This window comes from Halorubrum ejinorense (assembly GCF_055389685.1).
In genome coordinates, this window is the sequence record NZ_AP043777.1 from 2,723,741 (window position 1) to 2,740,631 (window position 16,891).

Genomic DNA, 16,891 nt, shown 5'->3' on the forward strand with positions numbered 1-16,891 from the left:
CCACTAATGTCGTGTTATTTATATAAATAGGATTATTAATTGAGTTTGTAGTCTTGATTTTCTGTCCGATTTCTCCATTCTGTCCTTGTTCCCAAATGGTTATTGAGGCATTATGTCTCAGATCTCGATTAATAGAATAATTATATCGAACGAACCGTGTAGATTTGTTGTTAGGACCTGGTTCGAGTTCGACAGTACCCGGTGAAGATATGCTAAACTTGACATCCGCTCTCCCTTTGCCCTGTTGAGCGGTGTATAAGATATCGTCGTTAGTCTTTGATCCCTTTCGGTTGTACCTGGTGACATTTGTCGTGTCGATATCACTAAGGTAGAGATCAAACCTTCGAGAGTTAGGGATTGCTGAGGCAGATATGACTACGGTCGCATTTGAGCTATTTGGATTTTCCAAGTATACTCCTGAACTTCTATTTTCGCTGTTTTCGGAGTTTATTCGGTATGATGTCGAACTACGATTCATATTGGCCCCGGCATCAACTAGATTTCCAACATGGACTCTGACGGGCTTGTTAGAGCTAAAAACCTCAATATTGGTAATTACCTGCTCCTGCTGACTCCCAATTTGGATATCACTCGCACCGTCCACGTCCCATAGTTGTCCAGAAGCCACAATTGTTCCAGATATTATTAATAAACCAGTACCAATCAGTAAGCATACACTGACACCGACCAACAGCCGACGAAGCGATCGCGTCTGGGTCATATCGAATGGGCCACGGATGACAGAGCAGTCGCTAGGGGCCGCGCGGTGTCAAGCTCCGATGCCCGCGAACCGCTTCCTGTCACGCCGCGGGATATCTGACTCGGGCCGATCGATTATATATGGATTACGGACGTGAAAGCTTCCGTTCGAGAAAATAATCGCATGACTGCGGCGCTTTTGAGAGAATTATCTCGCGGAAAGCGCGTGAGAACGTTCGAGGAACGAGGCACGGGCTCGGTCGCAAAAGCGTAGTGACGGCGGGGCTGATCAGTGTTCGATCGCTTCCATCATCGAGAGCAACTGCTCGGACTGGTCGACCTCGACCGGGTGAACGCCCAACGCGGCGATCACGTCCTCGCCGTGTTCGACGGTAGCGATGTATACGAGGACCGGAATGTCGTCGACCTCTCCGCCTTGACCGTTACTGCCGTTGACATCCGCGCTGACCGTGGTTTCGAAGATCGACACGGTGGTCTCCGCGTCGAGTATCGTCCGCGTCTCCTCCCCTCGGCTTTCGATGTCGTCGGCCTGGATCTCGGTCCCGTCACCCCCGACCCCCTGCTGGTTCACCTGTTCGAGGAGGCGCCGGATGAGCTCCGCACCTTCCACTCTGACCAGCGGGTTGACGGACTGTCCGACCACGGACGCGTTCGGGGTACTCGCGACGAACAGCGCCGAGCCGACGGTCTGGTTGGTGTACCGGGCGATCCACGTCGTCGCCGACACCTCCGCGTTCGCGCCGGTCACGTTGAACTCCTGTTCGATGGTGAACGACTCCGGCTCCTGCCCGGTGTATTCGGCCGCCGTGTACGCGCTCTCCGGGACCCGCGCTGGTTCGGCGTCGAATTCGTAGTTGCCGTCTTCGCCGGCGCATCCGGCGGCGGCAACGGTTCCTGACGCCGCGAGCGCCGCGAGCAGTTCACGTCGTTTCATAACCGACAGTAGGCAGGCGTTATTCTTTAAGCCTATCGGCGCGGATATCGGTCGCGAGAACGCGTAGCCAAAGGCACAGATTTCACAGCCAAAGGCACAAAGTTCACGTTGAGGCGCACGCGAGGGGAGGCAAATGGAACGTCGAGGACAAATTGGGCTGGTGGAAGCGCTCTTCTTGGACGTGGTCCGCCTCCACGAGACGTGGATGGAGGTGGTGTTCCCGCGACAGCTCGACCCGAGCGCAGTCTTGGGGAAGTGGAAGCCCGAGACCGGCGTTCAGTCGGTCGGGTACTACCTGTGGGCGGTACTGGGAGCGCCGCTCGTCGCGGTCGCGTACCCGCTGTTGCTCGTCGGGTTCGCCACGCGCTACTACGCGGCGAAGCTCGACTCGGCGGTCACCCGGATCGGCGTCGCGGGCATCGTGCTCGTCGCCGCGGTCGTGTGGGGCGGGCTCACGGTGATAACGCACCTCCAGCTGCCGTTCAGCGCCGTGATCGCGGTCGGCGCCGCCAGCGCGGTAGCGGTCGTGTCGTCCGCCTTCGCCGCGGGCTTCTCGAAGCTGGGCGGGCGGTTCGTCAGCGTCCTGCTCGCGTACCCGTTCGCGATGACGGCGCTGTTCCTTCCGCCCGTCGTCGCCGCGCTCGTCACGCCGACGCTGGAGGAGCTAATCCTCCCGCCGAGCTACGACCTCGCGCGGTGGATTCTCGACACGTTCCTCGCGGTCGGTGGGATCAACGAGATACTCCGCGGCGCGTTCGACTTGGAGACGTTCGGCGAGCAGTGGGGGCTGCCCGGGCTGGGATACGTCCTGATGTGGATCGGTATCTCGGTGCCGCTCGGCTGGTTCCTCGGACTGCTCGTCGCGCTGGCGAACGTTGTCCGACCGACGCCGGACGCCTGATCCGGCCGGCGTCGGACAGCTGATCCGGCCGGCGTCGGGCGCGCCGTTCGGTCGGCGCCGTGACGCAATTCTTCGGGCGTCTAGCTGCTGCGCCTCGCCGACTCACTCCTCGGGATCGTATCTCTCGCCCGCCGTTTCGAAGGCCGACGCCGAGCGCTCCGCCTCGCGTCGCCGCTCGCGTTCGGCGATGGCTTCGGGGTCGGGACTCGCGTCGTCGTCGATGCGCGCGATGGAGCCGTGAACCTTCGCGTGACACCATCGACACAGCCCGACGGTGATCTCGTGCGAGCCGTCGCCGCCGTACGAGAGGTGATGTTCCTCAACGAGTGGCCGGGCCTCGTCGTGGGCCAAGCGCACGTCGTCGAGGTCGCACCGAACGCAGGTCTTCGCGTCCGTCGTCGACCGGTAGTGCGGGCACGCGCTCCACTCGCCGTCGGCACCGACGTGACAGTCGTACCCGTCGGCGCGCCGGTCGGCCGCGAACCCGGGGTCGTCTCCCGATCTCGTCAGCGCGAACCGACACCGACCGTCGTCGGTGAGGTGATCGCAGACGCCGGCGACCGCGTACGGGTCGTCGACGCCGACGGGGGTCCCGTCGGGTGTGCGCTCCATGCGGGTCGCTAGGGGCGGAAGCACTTCAATACGACCGCACGGGTCGAGGAAAGCGATCGAGGGGCGGGGACGGTCGCCCGCTCAGACGAGGCTGGCGCCGTCGAAGTCGGTACGGCCGTAATCGACGTCGAGCAGCCGGAGGATGGTCGGTGTGACGTCGAGGAGGTCGGCGTCCTCGACGGTCGTGTCCGGGTGGTCGACGAACAGCGCGGCGTCGTCGAAGGCGTGCATCCCGGTTCGCGGCCCGTCGGCGTCGAAGACCCCGTCGTGGGGGCGGAAACCGGACTTGAGGTCGAACCCGTCGTTCGGGACGACGACGAGATCGGGTGCGATGGCGGCGTGGTCGCCGCGGAACACCGTCTCGCGCTCGATGACGCGGTCGGCGACCGGATTCCCGTCGGGGCCGGTCCACGACTCCAGCGCGTCGCGGAGTTCCGCGCGCGTCTCCTCGTACTCGGACTCGGGGACGACGCCGTTCGGCTCGCGACCCTCCACGTTGAGGTAGAACCGGCCGGGAACGAGCGAGTACGCGCGGGCGTCGTCGTCGATGTCGGACAGCGCGTCGTGGTCGTCGTCCCCGTAGGAGAGCCACCCTTCCCGTTCGAGCCACTCGTTACAGTAGACGTCGTATCGAAGCCGCGTGAACCCGTGCGTGGAGCCGACGACGAGGGTGACGTCGCTCGGGAGCGCCTCGCGGATCGTCCCGATGTGATCGTCGAGCGCAGCGTGGAAGGAGAGCAGGTCCTCGCGGTGGGTCCCGGCGTCCTCGTAGTCGCCCCACAGGAAGTGGTTGACGCGGTCGGGGGCGGTGAAGACGCCGACGAAGAGGTCCCAGTCGTCGCGTTCGACGTACCGCTCGAAGGCCGCGGCACGAGCGTCGAGGGTCTCGCGGGCGTGCTCTAAGAACGCCGTCTTGTCCGCTTTGTGGCCGAGCTTCGCGTTGACCGACAGTCGATAGTCGCTGCCGGTGAGGTACTCGCGCAGCTCATCGGGGGTGGCGGCCGCGTCGAGGTCGGGCGAGAGGTAGCCGGAGACCATCCGCTGAACGGTTCGCTGCGGCGGGAACGTGACGGGCACGTTCAGCACCGTCGCGTCGAGTCCCGCGTCGGTCGCGCGGTCCCAGACCCGCGGGGTCTGGACGTCCCGTCCCATCGGAACGTACGTGTCGTAGGAGCCGATCTCACGGTCTTGGAACCCGTACACGCCGGTTTCTCCGGGGTTCTTGCCGGTCGTGAGGCTCGGCCAACACGCGCTCGACTCCGCGGGAACGATGCTGTCGATCCGCTCTCCCTCGCCGTCGTCAGCGATCGCCGACAGCGTCGGGAACGTTCCCGGGTTGTCGGCGACGAGCCGGTACGAGAGGCCGTCGATCCCGATGAACGCCACGCGGGGAGTGTCGTTCCCTCGCAGCCGGTCGAAGAGGCCCATACACACCCATCCGTGGTCGAAGGCAAAAGGATTGACATCGGCGCGGTGGGAAACGGCGCTGTGACAGCCGTCCGAGTCGCTCCCGATCGGCGTGTCGGTCCGAACCGGGTCGGCTCCGATCGGCCTGTCGGGCCAAACGATCCACACGGGAGTAGCGGGCGCGGAGGTCTGGACGATGACCCGCGGTCCGTATTCGGCTCGCTCGCGAGGAGAAGCCGCTGTCGCGGGGGCGACCGGGACCGCTCGGGAGGCTTTTTGTCAGTGACTCCCGGAGGGGATCGACATGGAAACGCGACGCGCGCTGCTCGTCGACGCCTTCGCCGCAGAGCCGCTGGCCGGGAACGTCGCCGGCGTCGTCCCGGACGCAGAGGGACTGACTGACGACCAGATGGGCGCCATCGCCGCCGAACTCGGCGCCTCAGAGACCGCGTTCCTGACCGGGGGTGACGGGGACGCCGCCGACCGAATTCGGTACTTCTCGCCGACCACGGAGGTCGACCTCTGCGGGCACGCCACCATCGCGACCTACGGCGCCCTGTTCGCCGAGGGCGGAGTCGACGGCGGCGAACGAACGCTCCGCACGAACGTCGGCGATCTCTCCGTCGCGGTCGACGACGACGGCACCGTCTGGATGCGCCAACAGGCCCCGAGCGTCGAGACCGTCGAGGTCGACGCCGACCGGCTCGGGTCGGCGCTCGGGATCGATCCCGCCGCGTTGCGCGACGTGGGCGCGGACCTCCCCGTCGCGGTCGCGTCGACCGGGCTGCCGTTCCTCGTCGTCCCCGTGAACTTCTTAGAGCGCCTCGGTGAGGCGGATCCCGACGACGACGCGATCGAGCGCCTGTCGGAGGAGTTCGACGTCGCCGGGGTGTACGCGTTCACCTTCGACACGCTCGAAGGCGACTCGACGCTCCACGGGCGGGCGTTCGTGCCCGCGCTCGGCGTCTCCGAGGACCCCGTGACCGGCACCGCGAGCGGGGCGGTCGCCGGGTACCTCCACCGCGTCGACGCCTTCGACGGGGACGTACCCGCGGAGCTCCGCTTCGAACAGGGCCACTTCCTCGACCGACCGGGGATCGTCCGCGTCGACGTGGAGTCGGACGGCGTCCGGGTCGGCGGGCGAGCGACGGTCTCGCTCGACGGGGAACTGCGGGTTCCGGCGGACGAGGGCGACGACGGGATCATCGAGGCGTGAGCCGGCCGCGAACGCCGAGATCCCGAGGGTGACCCGGAATCCGAGGTCGCGGTCGGCGGCGACGGGGACGCCGACGCGGAATCACGACTCTTTTGAGACGGCGCGGAGAACCCGGAGCCGTGCTGTCTGGGTCGCCGCTCGTCGAACTGCTGTTGATCGTCGGTGGCGTCGCCCTTCTCTACGCCGGCGCCGAACTGCTCGTCTCCGGCGCCGGCGACCTCGCGCTCGCCGTCGGGCTCAAGGCCTCGACCGTGGGCGTCACCGTCGTGGCGTTCGCGACCACCGCGCCGGAGCTGTTCGTCTCGCTGCTCGGCGCGGTCACGGTGTCGACCGACATCGGACTCGGCGCGATCGTGGGCTCTAACATCGCCAACATCGGCCTCGTCTTGGGCGTCTCCGCGATTATCCGACCGCTCGACGTCTCCGACACGGTGTTACGCCGACACATGCCGTTCATGGTGCTCGCCGCGCTGCTGCTCGTCGGCCTCGGGTGGGACGGGCGGGTCGGGTTCGTCGACGGCCTCGTCCTCCTGACCGCGCTCGTCGTCTTCACCGTCACGGTCCTCCGCCGCGTCAGCCAGAACCAGTCTGCGATCAGCGACGCGGAGCGCGACGAGATGCCCGACGTGAAGGCGCGCGACGTCGCCACCGTGGTGGGGGGCATCGTCGCGCTCGTGTTGGGCTCGCGGTGGCTGATCGACGGCGGCGAGTCGCTGCTGTCGGCCGCCGGCTTCTCCGATCTGTTCATCGGGCTCACGGTGTTGGCGCTCGGCACGTCGCTGCCCGAGTTGGCCGCCAGCGTCGTCTCCGCGTACCGCGGCGAGTCGGAGTTCAGCGTGGGCAACGTCGTCGGCTCTAACATCTACAACGTTCTCGCGGTCATCGGCGTCGTGACGCTGGTGACTCCCATCGGGGTCGCCCCGGGCGTCCGCGGCTTCGAGTTCCCCGCGCTGCTCGCGTTCACGGCCGGCGCCGTCGCCCTGATGTCGTACGGCGACCGCGTCACCCGCGTGGACGGCCTCGTGCTCACCGCCGGGTACGGCGCCTTCCTCTACCTGCTGCTTCCGTGACCGGTCTCGAGACGGTTCGGAGGGATGCGAGGAGACGAGGACGAAGGACCGAGAGCGGCCCCACCGAGAACCGACGGGTATTCGGTCGCGGCCGCCGGAGACGGTGGCGTGATAGCGATCGTCGTCAGCCGGGCCGATAGCGCCTCGGCACACATCGGCGAGCGGCTCTTGGCGGTCGGCGACTGGGAGGCCCGCGAGGACGACTCGCTGCCCGACGGCGAGGGCGGCGAGACCTACTATCGGACCGAGGGGTTCGAACTCCGCGAGTTCGACGACCTCCACATCCGCCTGTCGGACCCGGTCGCGGCGTTCGACTGCGACCCGGCGTTCCTGGCGTTCGTCTCGCGACACTCGGGCGAGACCGGAAAGCTCCTGACCGCGCACGTCACCGGGAACTTCGGCGGCGCCGAGTACGGCGGCGACCCCGAGTCGCTGGCGCGGGCCGCGCCCGGCGCGGAGAAGCGCGTCGTCGAAGCGCTGGCCGCGCACGCACCGGACGGCTACGAGGTGGGCATCGAGTGTACGCACCACGGCCCGACCGCGGTCTCGGTACCCTCGCTGTTCGTCGAACTGGGCTCCGACGAGCCGCAGTGGACCGACGCCGAGGCGGCCGAGGCGGTCGCGCGTGCGGTGTTGGATCTCCGGGGGACGGGAGCGGACCTGCTCGGCGGGTCCGGCGGTTCGAACGCCGGAACCGCGTCCGACGGCCGGTCCGACACCGATGACAGGCCCCGTCACGTCGTCGGGTTCGACGGCGGTCACTACGCGCCGCGGTTCACGCGGATCGCTCGCGAGACCGAGTGGGCGGTAGGCCACGTGGGCGCCGACTGGGCGCTCGCCGACATGGGCGCGCCGGCGTCGAACCGCGACGTGATCGACGCCGCCTTCACGCGGAGTCGGGCCGAACACGCCGTGATCGACGGCGACCGGCCCGATCTCGCCGCGGTCGTCGACGACCTGGGCTACCGGGTCGTGAGTGAGACGTGGGTTCGTGAAGTGGGCGACGCGCCGCTCCCGCTCGTCGACCGCCTGGAGACGGCGATCGGCCCGGTCGACGAGGGGTTGCGGTTCGGTGCGGTCGACGCGTCCGACCCGACCGCGGTCGACCTCCGCGAGCTCCCGGGGGATCTGCTCGCGCGAGCGCAGGGACTCGACGCCGCGGCGGCGCGGGAGGCGGTCGAACGCGTCGCGGTCGCCTTCGACACGGAGCAGGGAGGCACCCGCGCGGCCGGTCGCGTCGCGTTCGCGACCGCCCCCGAAGCGCCGGGGTACGCCGACCTCGTCGAGGGGCTGGCGGCGGTACTGGAGACGGGGTACGACGCGGTCGAGGTCGACGCGGACGGCAACGCGGTCGCCGCTCGCGAGACCGCGTTCGACCCGTCGCTGGCCGCCGAACGCGGCGTTCCGGAGGGACCGGCGTTCGGGCGGCTGGCCGACGGCGAGTCGGTCGAGGTCGACGGCGAGACCGTCGAGCCTGCTGACGTGTCGCGGGCGCGGACGGATCGGTTCCCGATCGACGGTGCCGCGCTCGACTGATTTATAAACGGCGTCGAACCCGCCGGTTTCGGGCGCGACGCCCGTACTCGCGAGGGTCGGCGGCGAACGCCGTCGATCTCGCCGTCGGACCTGCGTCAGACGATCGGGCAAAAATAAATACGTCCGGGTCGCAACGACACCACATAATGGACTCCATCGTAGAGGACGCCATCGACGAAGCCGAAGAGGCCCCCGCAGACGACGCCGGGGGAGCCGGCGAGAGCGCCGCCGGAGGGAGCGCCGGCGCGCCGCCACAGACCGGGACGATGACCGACGACGAGCTACAGGACGTCCTCCAAGACCTCCAGACGAACATCACGGTGGTCGGGTGCGGCGGCGCGGGCGGTAACACGGTCAATCGGATGACCGAAGAGGGGATTCACGGGGCGAAGCTCGTGGCCGCGAACACCGACGTTCAACACCTCGTCAACATCGAGGCCGACACGAAGATCCTCATGGGCCAGCAGAAAACGCAGGGCCGCGGTGCCGGGTCGCTCCCGCAGGTCGGCGAGGAGGCGGCAATCGAGTCCCAAGAGGAGATCCAAGACGCCATCGACGGCTCCGACATGGTGTTCGTCACCGCGGGACTCGGCGGCGGGACGGGAACCGGCTCCGCGCCGGTCGTCGCGAAGGCCGCGCGCGAGTCGGGCGCGCTGACCATCGCCATCGTCACGACCCCCTTCACCGCCGAGGGCGAGGTGCGGCGGACGAACGCCGAGGCCGGCCTCGAACGGCTCCGCGACGTGAGCGACACGGTCATCGTCGTCCCCAACGACCGCCTGCTCGACGCGGTCGGGAAGCTCCCCGTGCGGCAGGCGTTCAAGGTGTCCGACGAGGTGCTGATGCGCTCGGTGAAGGGTATCACGGAGCTCATCACCATGCCCGGGCTGGTCAACCTCGACTTCGCCGACGTTCGGACGGTCATGGAAAAGGGCGGCGTCGCGATGATCGGCCTCGGCGAGTCCGACTCCGACTCGAAGGCCCAAGACTCCGTGAAGTCGGCGCTACGCTCGCCGCTGCTCGACGTGGACATCTCCGGCGCGAACTCCGCGCTCGTCAACGTCACCGGCGGCACCGACATGTCCATCGAGGAGGCGGAGGGCGTCGTCGAGGAGATATACGACCGGATCGACCCCGACGCCCGGATCATCTGGGGGACCTCGGTCGACGACGAGCTCGAAGGCGAGATGCGGACGATGATCGTCGTGACCGGCGTCGAGTCGCCGCAGATCTACGGCGGCAACGGCGAGCCGCCAGAGGGGACCAACGCCGACGTCGAAGACATCGACTACGTGGAGTGAGCCGCGGCGCGTGAACGGCGCGGCGACGGCCGGCGCGTGGCCCGTGCGACCTCCCTCCCCGGACCGCATCAAAAGGTAAAAACCGTCTCGTCTCGAATCCGCTCGTAAGATGGACGTTCCGTACGATATCAACAGTTACATTCGGGTGCTGAAGCTGGCGAGCACGCCGAGCAACGACGAGTTCCTTCAGGTGTCGAAGATCGCCGGTGCCGGGATTCTGCTGGTCGGGTTCATGGGCTTCCTGATCTTCGCGATCATGAGCCTCCTCCCGGGGGTCGGCGCGTAATGCCGATCTACTCGGTCAAGACGACCGCGAGCCAAGAGCGGACCGTCGCCGACATGATCGCCGAGAAGGAGGCGCCGGAGATCCAGGCCGTCATCGCCCCCGATCAGCTCACGAGCTACGTGATGGTCGAGGCCACCGACGGCACCGCGTTCGGCCGGATCCTCGACGAGATCCCGCACGCTCGCGGCGTGATCCAGAGCGGCGACGGCCCCGCCGAGAGCCCGTTCTCGGAGGTCGAGCACTTCCTCTCGCCGACCCCGGACGTGGAGGGGATCGCCGAGGGAGACATCGTCGAGCTGATCGCCGGGCCGTTCAAGGGCGAGAAGGCGCGCGTCCAGCGGATCGACGAGGGCAAAGACCAGGTGACCGTCGAGCTGTACGAGGCGACCGTCCCGATCCCGGTGACCGTCCGGGGCGACCAGATCCGCGTCCTCGACAGTGAGGAGCGGTAGCTCCTCATATTGAGCGAGCGGCGTGACACGCCGCGAACCGACAGCGAGGAGCGGTAGTCCCTCCGCTCGAGGGGCGGGGCTGGCGACGGCTGACGTTCGGAGAGAGCCTGCCGGCGATCTGACGGCGGAACCGCACGCAACGACAAGGGCTTTATTCGACGACCACGGACCGTAGCGACATGTTCGGCCACGGCGTGCCGGCGGTGTTGAGCGTGATCCCCGACACGTTCACGTTCGCGTGGGTCGTCGCGATCCTCTTCGCGACGGCGTGGCTGCTGGACAGCCGCGGACTGGCCGCGGGGCGGACCCTCGCGGCGGCGACGTGGGCGTTGTTCGGGCTCTTCTGGCTGTCGACGGTGCCGTACTTCGCGTTCGAACACCAGAGCTACGTCGAATCGATCCTCGCGCTCGTCGGCTTTCCCGCCAGCGTGTACGCGGGCTATCTCCTGTACGACGGCCGCGCGTCGCTTTTCACCCTCACGCGGGCTATCGCATTCATGTTATTCATCTACCTCCCGTTCGAGACGATACCGGCGTTCACCGTCGCAGGAGCCTCGTTCCCGGAGCCCCGGAAGGTCCTCATCGAAGCCGTCGCGACGCAGACGGGGATGCTGATCGACCTGCTGGGCTACGCGCCCGAGCGAGTGGTGAGCAGCGAGGGGTACGACGCGGCGTACTCGTGGACGCTGGCGGACGGCCACACCGTCATCATCCACATCGTGCTGGCGTGTACCGGACTCGGGAGCATGGCCATCTTCGGCGGTCTCGTGGCCGCCGTGAAGGCGCCGCTCTCCCGCAAGCTGCGCGCGCTCGCGGTGTCGCTCCCGCTCATCTACGTGCTCAACATCCTCCGGACGACGTTCATCTCGGTGGTGGCGGGCAATCAGTACATGCAGTGGTATCCGGACGTGGTGTTGACCATGTTCGGCGCGACCGACCCGTACCGGGTGTCGTTCCTCATCTCCGACCGGATCATGAGCCAGCTGTTGGCCGTCGTGGCGCTCATCGCGATCACCTTCCTCGCGGTGCGCGAACTGCCCGAACTCGCGGTCATCCTCGAGGACGTGCTCTACCTCCTCACGGGCGAGGAACACGACCTGACGGAGGCGCTGGACCTCCCGCGGGAGCCGACGAACCGGTAAGGGCCGGGACCGGTTTTCGACGCCCGCCCGGAATAAATATCCCTATATAGCAAGCTATAGACGTGGGTGGCGGGTACGGACGTTCATGACTTCGAGGACGCGAGACGGGCCGCCAGGCCGCGGCGCGGGAGCCGGGCCGCGACGGGGTGAGAAACGGTGACGAGCGCGGTCGACCTGTTCGTTTACCTTGAGACGAACGTCGCTAAGCTGGTCGTCGCGACCGCGCTCGGGATGTTCCTCGGACTGGAGCGCGAGTGGTCACAGAAGTCCGCGGGGATCAGGACGTTCGGCCTCATCAGCCTCGTGGCGGCCGTGTTCTCGCTGCTCGACGAGCCGGGGCTGCTCGTCGTCGGCGGCGTGCTGGTCGTCACCAGCGCCGTGCTCTTAGCGGCTCGCAGCTTCGTCGACGCCGAGGTCGACGGACTCTCCCTGACCACGTCCGCGTCGATGCTCGTCGCCTACGGCGTCGGGGTCCTCGCCGCGGAGGGGCTGTTCATCGAGTCGGTGACGGTGGCGGTGCTCTCGTCGCTGCTGCTCGTGTTGAAACGGGAGCTCCACGAGTTCGCGTGGGGGCTCTCCCGCGAGGAGGTCCGCAGCGCCGTGGAGTTCACCATCCTCGCGTTCGTCGTGTTCCCCCTGTTGCCCGCGGAGACGATCGACCCGTGGGACGCGGTCCAGCCGCGGCTCGTCTGGTCGCTGGTGGTCGCCGTCAGCGCCATCGGCTTCGTCAACTACGTCTTGGTGAAACGGTATCAGGGACGCGGCTACGCCGTCACGGGCTTTTTCGGCGGGCTCGTCAACTCGACGGCCGTCGTCGCCGAGATGGCGAAGCGCGCGAAGGGGCGGGCGGACCTCAGCAGTATCGCGGTGGGGTCGATCCTCCTCGCGAACGCGGCCATGGCGTTCCGGAACGCCGCGGTGGTGGCCGTCTTCGTTCCGGAGGCGGCGCTGGTCGTCGGCGCGCCGCTCGGCGCGATCACCGTCGTGGGGGTCGTCGTCGCCCTGTGGCGCAGCGACTGGCGGACGAGGGTGGAGACCGAACTCACCTCCCCGTTCAGTCTGCGGAGCGCCCTGACGTTCGGCGGGATCTTCCTGCTCGTGTTGCTCGTCTCCGCGGTCGCCGAGCGGACGTTCGGCGCGAGCGGGTTCATCGCCACGTCGTTCCTCGCCGGACTGGTGTCGTCGGGGAGCTCGACGACCACGGCGGTCTCGCTGCTCGGCACGGGACAGATCGGCGTCGACACGGCGGTGGCCGGGGTCGTCGCCGGCACCGCCGCGAGCATCGCGGTGAAGACGGTCTTCGCGGCGAGCATCGCGCGCGAACTGATCCGGCCGGTGTTCCTCTGGAACCTGCTTTTGATCGTCGTGGGAGCGGTCGTCGGGCTCCCGCTGTTACTGCTCTGACGGCGCGGGAGTCGCGCCGCGGGACCGGAGCCCGGGGACGGCGCCCCGGAGCTCGACACCGGAGTCAGGAGAGGTGTTCGGTGATGTCCGTCGAGGAGACCATCCCGACGTGGTCACCGTCGACGACGGGGAGGTGTTTCACGCCGTACATCGTCATCATCGCCGCGACCTCCTGCATCATGAGGTCGGGGGTCACCGTTTCCACGTCCTCGGTCATCACGTCGCGGACCGTCGTCTCGTCGGGGTCGTGGCCGTCGGCGACCGCCCCGACGACGTCGCTCTGCGTGACGATACATCCGCCGCCGGTCGTCACGACGAGGGCGCTGATGTCCTTGTCGCGCATCCGACGGGCGGCCTCTCGGAGCGGCGCGTCCACCCCGATCGTCTCCAGTGGCGCCGACATGACGTCCGCGACGCGCGTTCTGTCGTCGAGATCCATATCATGATGTGTGCTACCACGTCTGATTACTCTTCCGGAATACGCAACCGCGGACGGTCAATCACCCTACCCGAGAGAGGTGCGCCGTGAGGTCCGTCGTCGACACCATCCCGATCGGTCTGCCGTCGTCGTCGGTCACGGGAAGGTGAGTGTATCCGTGCGCGGTCGGCTCCGCCAGCTCCGCGACGGTGTCGTCGCGGCTCACGGTGACCACGTCGGTCGTCATGAACGCCTCGACCGGCGTCCGGTCTTTCGGGTCGTTGTCGCGGACGAGCCCGACGAAGTCCGTCGTGGTGATCAGTCCGGCAAGCGCCCCGTCAGGGTCGACGACAAGGATCGAGCCGACGCCGGTCGCGAGCATCTCCTTCGCCGCGTCGACCGCGGTGGCCCCGCGCTCGATCGTGGTGAGGTCAGTCGACATGAGCCGCTCGACGGGGGTGTCGTTCATGAGGTACGGTAACGCGCGGCACGGTAATCAAACGTCCGGTCGGCACGGCGTCGGCGAGAGCGCGACCCGAGGGACACGGAATCGGCCCGGAGGGGAGGCCATCGACGGGCGGTTCACTCCTCGACGAGCGAGCGGGGAGCGTCAGCGAGTCCGACGAGGGCGTCCGCCTCGACGTGGTGGAGGTCGCCGGGAACGACGAGCAGGTGGAGGGGGTCGCCGAACTCGCGGTCGGCGAGGGCGCTCAGTCTGTCGGCCGCGACGACGGCGTCAGGAGAGCCGGCGCGAGCGACGACCACGGCGAGCGCGTCCTCCCACTCCTCGGCGAGCAGGCCGGCGGCGACGTCGGCGGTCATGTACTCCTCGTGGTCGGGGTCGGGCCCGGTCGGCCCCGTTCCGACCTTGATGTCGAGGTAGACGACGGTGTGGAGCCCGCGCTCTCGGTTCGCCTCGATGGTCTCGACCACGCTCGCGGGCACGTCACCGCCGCCGTGGGCGTACGGGAACGGGAGCGTCGTCGCCTTGCCGAACCGGTAGTTCTGGAGGCCGGTCAGGCTCGACGCCGCCGACTGCGCGGTCACGCCGTGGACCACTCGCGTGTCGATCCCGCGTTCCTCGGCGCGGAGTCGGAGGTCGGTGTGGGTCGTCGATATCATGGTGTCGCCGGCGGTGAGGAACGCGGCGTCGCCGTCGGCGGCCGCGTCGAGGATCGGCTCCGGATCCTGCTCGACGCCCGCGCGGTCCCGGACCTCGATGTCGACGCCGTGGTGGGCCGCCAGTTCCGACGCGTCGGCGCCGACCAGTCGGCTAGTGTAGAACTCGGCAAAGACCCGATCGGCCGCGCGCAACGCCTCGCGCCCCTCGACGGTGACGGAGCGCTCGTCGTAGAGGCCGAGTCCGATGAACGTGAGCATGCCGGCGCTCGGCGCGCGCCGGCCTAAAAGGGCGCGGAAGGGGTCGCTGACGCGCCGGCGGCCTCCGGGATCGACGCCGACGCAGTTGAGTGTGGAGTGGTGACATGCGACGCCCTAATAGACCTTCATGATTGTTCCTTGTGATTCCATAGCAAGCCCTAAGAGGGAACCTGTATAACGTCCAGTCACGACGCCCATACGGGCTCACATACCATTATGACTGACGAAGAACTCATCTGGCGGATATCGGGGGGATCCGGTGACGGGATCGCTTCGACCAGCCAGAACTTCGCAAAGGCCTTGATGCGATCGGGGCTCAACGTCTTCACGCATCGGCACTATCCGTCGCGGATCCGCGGCGGCCACACGTACACCGAGGTCCGCGCGTCGGGGGACCCGGTCAAGTCCCGCGGAGACGGCTACAACTTCCTGCTGGCGCTCGGCGACTCGTTCGCCCGCAACCCGCAGGAGGAGGCCGTCTACGGTAACGAGGAGATCAAACCCCTCTCGGAGAACTTAGACGAGCTCCGCGAGGGCGGCGTCATCGTCTACGACGAGGGGCTCTTGGACGCCTCGGAGATCCCGAACTTCGACGAGCGCGTCGAAGAGAACAACTGGCACGTCTACCCCCTCGACCTCCGCGGGCTCGCCCGCGACATGGGTCGTGAGGTCATGCGCAACACCGCCGGCGTCGGCGCGACCTGCGCGCTGACCGGCATGGAACTCGACCACGTCGAGGACCTGATGCGCGACGCGATGCCGGAGAAGATCCTCGAACCGAACATCGAGATCCTCGAAACCGCCTACGAGCAGGTTCAAGAGGAGTACGACGTCGACGCGTCAGATGTCAGCGTTCCCACGGGCGAGCACGCCGAGACGCAGCTGCTCATGTCCGGGTCGGACGCCATCGCCTACGGGGCCATCGACGAGGGATGCCGGTTCATCGCCGGCTACCCGATGACCCCGTGGACCGAAGTGTTCACCATCATGACGCAGAACCTCCCGAAGCTCGGGGGGATCTCCGAGCAGGTCGAAGACGAGATCGCGGCCGCGGCGCTCGCGGTCGGCGCCTCCCACGCCGGCGTCAAAGCGATGTCCGGCTCCTCGGGCGGCGGGTTCGCACTGATGTCCGAGCCGCTCGGGCTCGCCGAGATGACGGAGACACCCGTCGTCCTCGTCGAGGCGATGCGCGCCGGTCCCTCGACCGGGATGCCGACGAAGCCCGAGCAGTCCGACCTCGAACACGTCCTCTACACCTCGCAGGGCGACTCCCAGCGCGTCGTGCTGGCGCCCGGGACCGTCGAGGAGGCCTACGAGCAGTCGCGGCTCGCCTTCCGGCTCGCCTACGAGTACCAGATCCCGTCGATCCTCCTGTACGACCAGAAGCTCGGCGGCGAACTCGTCAACGTCCCGAAGAGCCACTTCGACCGCGAGCCGAACCCGACGCTCGGGAAGACGCTCTCGGAGGACGCGCTCGACGACGAGCCCCACTCGGCCGACGGGAAGTTCCACCGCTTCCAGCACGACGTCGACGACGGCGTCTCGCCGCGGTCGGTCCCCGGCCAGAAGGGCGGGCGCTTCCTCGCGACGGGCAACGAACACGACCCGACGGGACACATCAGCGAGTCCCCGGACAACCGCGTGGCGCAGATCGACCGGCGGGCCCAGAAGCTGGCGGCGATCCGCGACGACCTCGACGGGGAGGACACGGGCTCGTACGCCGGCCCCGAGGACGCCCAGTACGGCATCCTCACGTTCGGCAGTCAGCAGGGAACCGTCGAGGAGGCCGTCGGTCGCCTCAACGAGGCCGGCGTCTCGGTGAAGTCGTACGGCGTCTCCGACATGCTCCCGTTCCCGACCGAGCAGGTCGAGGCGTTCGTCGAGAGCGTCGACGAGGTCCTCGTCGTCGAGATGACGGCGTCCGGACAGTTCCGCGGGCTCGTCCAGAAGAACCTCGGCCGCTACGGCGAGCGGCTGTCGAGCCTGTTGAAGTACAACGGGAACCCGTTCGAGCCCGCCGAGGTCGTCGACGGGTTCGAGGCCGCGATCATCGAAGGCGACGGCGACGCGTCCGGCCATCAGACCACCTTCGTCCCAGCCGCAGGTGACTAA

Annotated in this window: 16 protein-coding genes; 10 read left to right on the forward strand and 6 right to left on the reverse strand. The window is 67.5% G+C overall.

Annotation, left to right across the window (positions count from 1 at the left end; translation table 11 throughout):
- Positions 1-988: 988 nt before the first annotated feature.
- Positions 989-1,654 (reverse strand): DUF6517 family protein, encoded by a 666-nt coding sequence (locus ACZ5KW_RS15015; protein ID WP_343780625.1) that lies wholly within the window; start codon positions 1,652-1,654, stop codon positions 989-991.
- A gap of 160 nt (positions 1,655-1,814) precedes the next feature.
- Between ACZ5KW_RS15015 and ACZ5KW_RS15020 the strand changes: the two genes are divergently transcribed.
- Positions 1,815-2,555, forward strand: a complete 741-nt coding sequence (locus ACZ5KW_RS15020; RefSeq protein WP_343780994.1) for a hypothetical protein — start codon at positions 1,815-1,817, stop codon at positions 2,553-2,555.
- A 102-nt stretch (positions 2,556-2,657) separates the two neighbouring features.
- Here the strand turns inward: ACZ5KW_RS15020 and ACZ5KW_RS15025 are convergent, their stop codons facing one another.
- On the reverse strand, positions 2,658-3,167 hold the full coding sequence (locus ACZ5KW_RS15025) for a DUF7097 family protein (RefSeq protein ID WP_343780624.1): 510 nt from the start codon (positions 3,165-3,167) through the stop codon (positions 2,658-2,660).
- Between the two features lie 81 nt (positions 3,168-3,248).
- The gene (locus tag ACZ5KW_RS15030) at positions 3,249-4,595 is read right to left on the reverse strand and encodes an alkaline phosphatase family protein (RefSeq protein ID WP_343780623.1); all 1,347 of its coding nucleotides are present in this window, start codon (positions 4,593-4,595) and stop codon (positions 3,249-3,251) included.
- Between the two features lie 283 nt (positions 4,596-4,878).
- On the opposite strand from ACZ5KW_RS15030, the gene ACZ5KW_RS15035 reads away from it, so the two are divergent.
- The 8 genes from ACZ5KW_RS15035 to ACZ5KW_RS15070 all read left to right on the forward strand — a co-directional run bounded on the left by ACZ5KW_RS15035 (position 4,879) and on the right by ACZ5KW_RS15070 (position 12,981).
- Entirely contained in the window at positions 4,879-5,790 is a 912-nt protein-coding gene (locus ACZ5KW_RS15035; RefSeq protein WP_343780622.1) for a PhzF family phenazine biosynthesis protein, read from the forward strand.
- A gap of 119 nt (positions 5,791-5,909) precedes the next feature.
- Positions 5,910-6,860 (forward strand): calcium/sodium antiporter, encoded by a 951-nt coding sequence (locus ACZ5KW_RS15040; RefSeq protein ID WP_343780621.1) that lies wholly within the window; start codon positions 5,910-5,912, stop codon positions 6,858-6,860.
- Positions 6,861-6,968: 108 nt separating this feature from the next.
- Positions 6,969-8,396 (forward strand): D-aminoacyl-tRNA deacylase, encoded by a 1,428-nt coding sequence (locus ACZ5KW_RS15045; RefSeq protein WP_343780620.1) that lies wholly within the window; start codon positions 6,969-6,971, stop codon positions 8,394-8,396.
- 146 nt (positions 8,397-8,542) lie between these two features.
- Positions 8,543-9,697 carry a cell division protein FtsZ gene (gene ftsZ, locus ACZ5KW_RS15050; protein WP_343780619.1) on the forward strand — a complete coding sequence of 385 codons (1,155 nt, stop codon included), beginning with the start codon at positions 8,543-8,545 and terminating at the stop codon, positions 9,695-9,697.
- A gap of 109 nt (positions 9,698-9,806) precedes the next feature.
- Positions 9,807-9,983, forward strand: coding sequence for a protein translocase SEC61 complex subunit gamma (locus ACZ5KW_RS15055; protein WP_343780618.1), 177 nt, complete (start codon positions 9,807-9,809; stop codon positions 9,981-9,983).
- Positions 9,983-10,435 (forward strand): transcription elongation factor Spt5, encoded by a 453-nt coding sequence (locus ACZ5KW_RS15060; RefSeq protein ID WP_343780616.1) that lies wholly within the window; start codon positions 9,983-9,985, stop codon positions 10,433-10,435. Before ACZ5KW_RS15055 ends, ACZ5KW_RS15060 begins: the two co-directional genes overlap by 1 nt.
- A 179-nt stretch (positions 10,436-10,614) precedes the next feature.
- On the forward strand, positions 10,615-11,577 hold the full coding sequence (artA, locus tag ACZ5KW_RS15065; protein WP_343780613.1) for an archaeosortase A: 963 nt from the start codon (positions 10,615-10,617) through the stop codon (positions 11,575-11,577).
- 156 nt (positions 11,578-11,733) lie between these two features.
- Entirely contained in the window at positions 11,734-12,981 is a 1,248-nt protein-coding gene (locus ACZ5KW_RS15070) for an MgtC/SapB family protein (RefSeq protein WP_343780612.1), read from the forward strand.
- 64 nt (positions 12,982-13,045) lie between these two features.
- On the opposite strand, the gene ACZ5KW_RS15075 is transcribed toward ACZ5KW_RS15070, so the two are convergent.
- The 3 genes from ACZ5KW_RS15075 to dph5 form a co-directional block, all read right to left on the reverse strand.
- A complete protein-coding gene (locus ACZ5KW_RS15075; RefSeq protein WP_343780611.1) occupies positions 13,046-13,420 on the reverse strand; it encodes a CBS domain-containing protein in 375 nt (124 codons plus the stop codon).
- Positions 13,421-13,481: 61 nt separating this feature from the next.
- Positions 13,482-13,868, reverse strand: a complete 387-nt coding sequence (locus ACZ5KW_RS15080) for a CBS domain-containing protein (RefSeq protein ID WP_343780610.1) — start codon at positions 13,866-13,868, stop codon at positions 13,482-13,484.
- Positions 13,869-13,981: 113 nt separating this feature from the next.
- Complete coding sequence (gene dph5 / locus ACZ5KW_RS15085) at positions 13,982-14,779, reverse strand: diphthine synthase (protein WP_343780608.1); 798 nt, start codon at positions 14,777-14,779, stop codon at positions 13,982-13,984.
- A gap of 216 nt (positions 14,780-14,995) precedes the next feature.
- Between dph5 and ACZ5KW_RS15090 the strand changes: the two genes are divergently transcribed.
- Positions 14,996-16,891 (forward strand): 2-oxoacid:acceptor oxidoreductase subunit alpha, encoded by a 1,896-nt coding sequence (locus ACZ5KW_RS15090; protein ID WP_343780606.1) that lies wholly within the window; start codon positions 14,996-14,998, stop codon positions 16,889-16,891.